At 45.5% G+C, this 3,476-nt stretch carries 2 protein-coding genes; both read right to left on the bottom strand.

Going from position 1 to position 3,476, the window contains the following annotated elements; genetic code table 11:
- Positions 1-315: 315 nt before the first annotated feature.
- Entirely contained in the window at positions 316-990 is a 675-nt protein-coding gene (queC, locus tag QZW82_RS31375; protein ID WP_293158060.1) for a 7-cyano-7-deazaguanine synthase QueC, read from the bottom strand.
- A gap of 398 nt (positions 991-1,388) precedes the next feature.
- Positions 1,389-2,771 carry a cytosine deaminase gene (locus QZW82_RS31370; protein WP_293158058.1) on the bottom strand — a complete coding sequence of 461 codons (1,383 nt, stop codon included), beginning with the start codon at positions 2,769-2,771 and terminating at the stop codon, positions 1,389-1,391.
- Positions 2,772-3,476 lie beyond the last annotated feature (705 nt).

Raw genomic sequence — 3,476 nt, 5'->3', positions numbered from 1 at the left:
AGGTTTGTAGTGAGGACTTTAGTCCTCTGAATATGCGGACTGAAGTCCGCACTACAAACACTTTTATTGTAAGGTTTGTAGTGAGGACTTTAGTCCTCTGAATATGCGGACTGAAGTCCGCACTACAAACACTTTTATTATAGGTAATTGACGGGAGATGATATGAGATCTTGTTGAAAATCAAAACACTGAAAGTTGACGAGACTGGTGGGGAGTGGGGTGTTCGCAATCAACCTGTCTGCATTTCCAACCCTATAAATTGGTTAATTTCAGTGAATTAAACAATCAATTAGTGCGGCTCGCAAACCTGCACTATTAAGCGTAAGGCACCGGATCTTTCAATCCCAATTCGTCAAAAGCAGCCAGCCGCAGCCGACAAGAATCGCAAACGCCGCAGGCACTTTCGCCACCTGAATAACAAGACCAAGTTTTCTCCCAAGGCACTCCCAACTTGTTGCCCAATTCAATAATTTCGGTTTTTTTCAGTTCGATCAAAGGTGTGATAATCTTAATAGCTTCTCCTTCCCTTCCTTGCTTTGTTCCCAACCGAAATACTTCCTGCATGGCTTGGATGTAATCGAGGCGGCAGTCGGGATAGCCGGAATAATCTAAAGCGTTGACACCGATGTAAATTCGCTGGGCTTCTAGAGTTTCGGCGTAGGCGAGGGCAAAGCTGAGAAAAATGGTATTTCTAGCTGGAACGTAGGTAACGGGGATGTTTTGCGACATTTCTGCTAGATTGCGATCTTTGGGCAATTCTATCTGATTGTCCGTCAAAGCCGAACCGCCCCACAGCGTCAAGTCAAAGTTTACCACCTGATGTGCCTTAACCTGTGCTGAAAGTGCGATCGCCCGTGCAGATTCTAACTCTCGCCGGTGTCTTTGCTTGTAGTCAAAGGATATCGCATAACATTCGCAGCCGTCGGCTTTCGCTTGATACAAAACTGTTGAGGAATCCAGCCCTCCCGACAATAAAATAACTGCTTTCACTTAAAACATCCTCGATTGCATCAGGTTTTATATTTTATATCAAATTATGTTGTCACTTGACAAGATAGGACGGCGGTTGAAACCGCGTCTACAAAAACTTTCGTCCGCCTCCGCGGACTGAAGAAGATAAAATAATTTTAACCGCATAGGACGGCGGTTGAAACCGCGTCTACAAAAACTTTCGTCCGCCTCCGCGGACTGAAGAAGATAAAATAATTTTAACCGCATAGGACGGCGGTTGAAACCGCGTCTACAAAAACTTTCGTCCGCCTCCGCGGACTGAAGAAGATAAAATAATTTTAACCGCATAGGACGGCGGTTGAAACCGCGTCTACAAAAACTTTCGTCCGCCTCCGCGGACTGAAGAAGATAAAATAATTTTAACCGTCGAGTTTTCTTCAACCCGCGGAGGCGGGTTTTGTTTGTATAGAAGCGGTTTCAACCGCCGAGTTTTCATGCAACAAGTCGTCTAGTTCGCGGTAATCGGGCAAAGTTGTATCAATTGCTTTACCCTGCCGCAAAACTGTGCGATCGCGCTGCGATCTAGATAACAATTCGCTAAAATTTCGCGCCTTAAACAAAATCAAATCTGCTGGCCAATCAACTCCGATTCGTCCTAAATTCGGCAATCCCATTAAGTCGGCTGGTGTGGTTGTGACTGTGCGCGGCCAATTTTCCCAAGGCCGATCTAAATGGGCGATCCGGGCTGCCATATTCAATACTTCCAAAACATCGTGATCGCCAAATCCATAAAACGGATCGCGACAATTGTCGCTAGCAACTGCGACGGGAATTCCTGCTGCTTTTAGTTCGTGCAGCAGCGTGACTCCCCGCCAGCGCGGTGTACGCCCAGATTGTCTGTCTTGCAGGTAAAGGTTGCACATCGGTAAGCTGACAATGCCAATATTTGCTTCCTTGACTAATGTCAAAGTTTCTGTTACTAAATCTGGCGGTTGTACGGCTAAACTACAGCAATGCCCGCAAATTATTTGACCTGCAAATTCATGGCGAATGGCGGTTTTTGCGACTTCTCGCAGTGTGGTTGATTCTGGATCGTCGGTTTCGTCGGTGTGGAAGTCGAGGTTTAAACCGCGTTCTTGGGCTAAGCTAAATACGCGATCGAGTTGTTTGTCTAAATCGGGATTCATGTAGGCGACGCCGCCGAGAATCCCGCCGATTTCGGCAATTTTGTCTGCTAATTTTTCACCCTCGGGTGTCAGGAAATAGTCTAGGGAAACTAGGGAAACTGCTTGCAAAATTAGCCGATCGCGCCATTCGGCCTGCAAGGCTGTAAATACTGCTAAACTAACGGTTCCCTGTTCTCCTGCGCTGTCGATGTGAGTGCGGATCGCCTTGGTTCCGTGGGCGTAGCTGCATTGGAGGCCGAACTGCATCCGCCGGTAAACATCCTCTGCATTCCAGTGTTTTTGGGCATCAGCCTGTACTGTGTCGATCGCGCTAGCAAACGTTCCATCGGGATTGGGCGATCGTTCCCAGATATGTCCTTTGTCTAAATGCGCGTGCATATCGACAAAACACGGGAAAATTAAGCCGCCTTGCAAGTCTACAATGGGGATATCTGCAAGTTGGGATAAAGGTTCCGTACCTGTGGGGATGATTTGGGCGATCGCGCCGCTGGCAATTTCCAGATCCACCAGACAAAAATTGCGATCGGCTGTTGTGGCGATAGTAGACGCTGAATTGGCGATCGATTTCATCTCTAGAAGAGATTCGGGTACGCGAGCATTTTTTAGTAAATAATTAGATTTATCTGGCACCATGAAATTTTCTCGTTAATATGTTATTGACTTGAAAGTTATTGAAGATGTCTGTTGGAGGCGCGCGTATCTGGTAATAATTCATGAAACAATCCCATGTATCATATCAAATCAGGTAGCCTCGTCCTGTATTAATCTCTTTCTTCTCTCTCTGTGTCCTCTGCGCCCTCTGCGGTCAAATCATTCCGATACAACCGGAAACGATATCAATGCTCTCATCAGCCCTCTTGTACTTAAATGATTGTGGATTATACAATAACATTATAGCAGCTTTAATAAACATAATATCTGTCAAATCCTGCTACAGGGATAAGCCCGTCACCGATAGCAAAATCAATTTAAAAATAGACACGGAGATTGCTTTGATAAAAGATCGCCTTCATGTATTGCGTTACTCTCTTCGGACAATACTAACCCCAGGATATCGCTCGATCTAAAATCCCCAATCCCCAATCCCCAAATCTAAAATCTAAAATCAACGGAACCGTATTGGTTTATATTCTTGGCAAAGTCGTGGATATTTCTAACTCACGGAAGCAGTTGGCGGTACGGGTAGACAATGAATGCAACGGTTCTAACGTGGTATCCGCTCAATAATTCGGGGTAGCCGAGAAAAAAAGTAAGCAGAGTAAAAAAAGTGTTATAAAATAGGAGACATGACGCTTCATATTATTTCACGAGACAAGTCACCCTGCAATATACTACTGC

The organism is Microcoleus sp. bin48.metabat.b7b8b9.023, from assembly GCF_013299185.1.
Taxonomy (GTDB): Bacteria; Cyanobacteriota; Cyanobacteriia; order Cyanobacteriales; family Microcoleaceae; genus Microcoleus.
This window is presented reverse-complemented; position numbering and strand designations above follow the sequence as displayed.

Bases quoted from the DNA above. Each gene is read 5' to 3' on its own strand.
- QZW82_RS31370 (WP_293158058.1), bottom strand. From the start codon at position 2,771: ATGGTGCCAGATAAATCTAATTATTTACTAAAAAATGCTCGCGTACCC.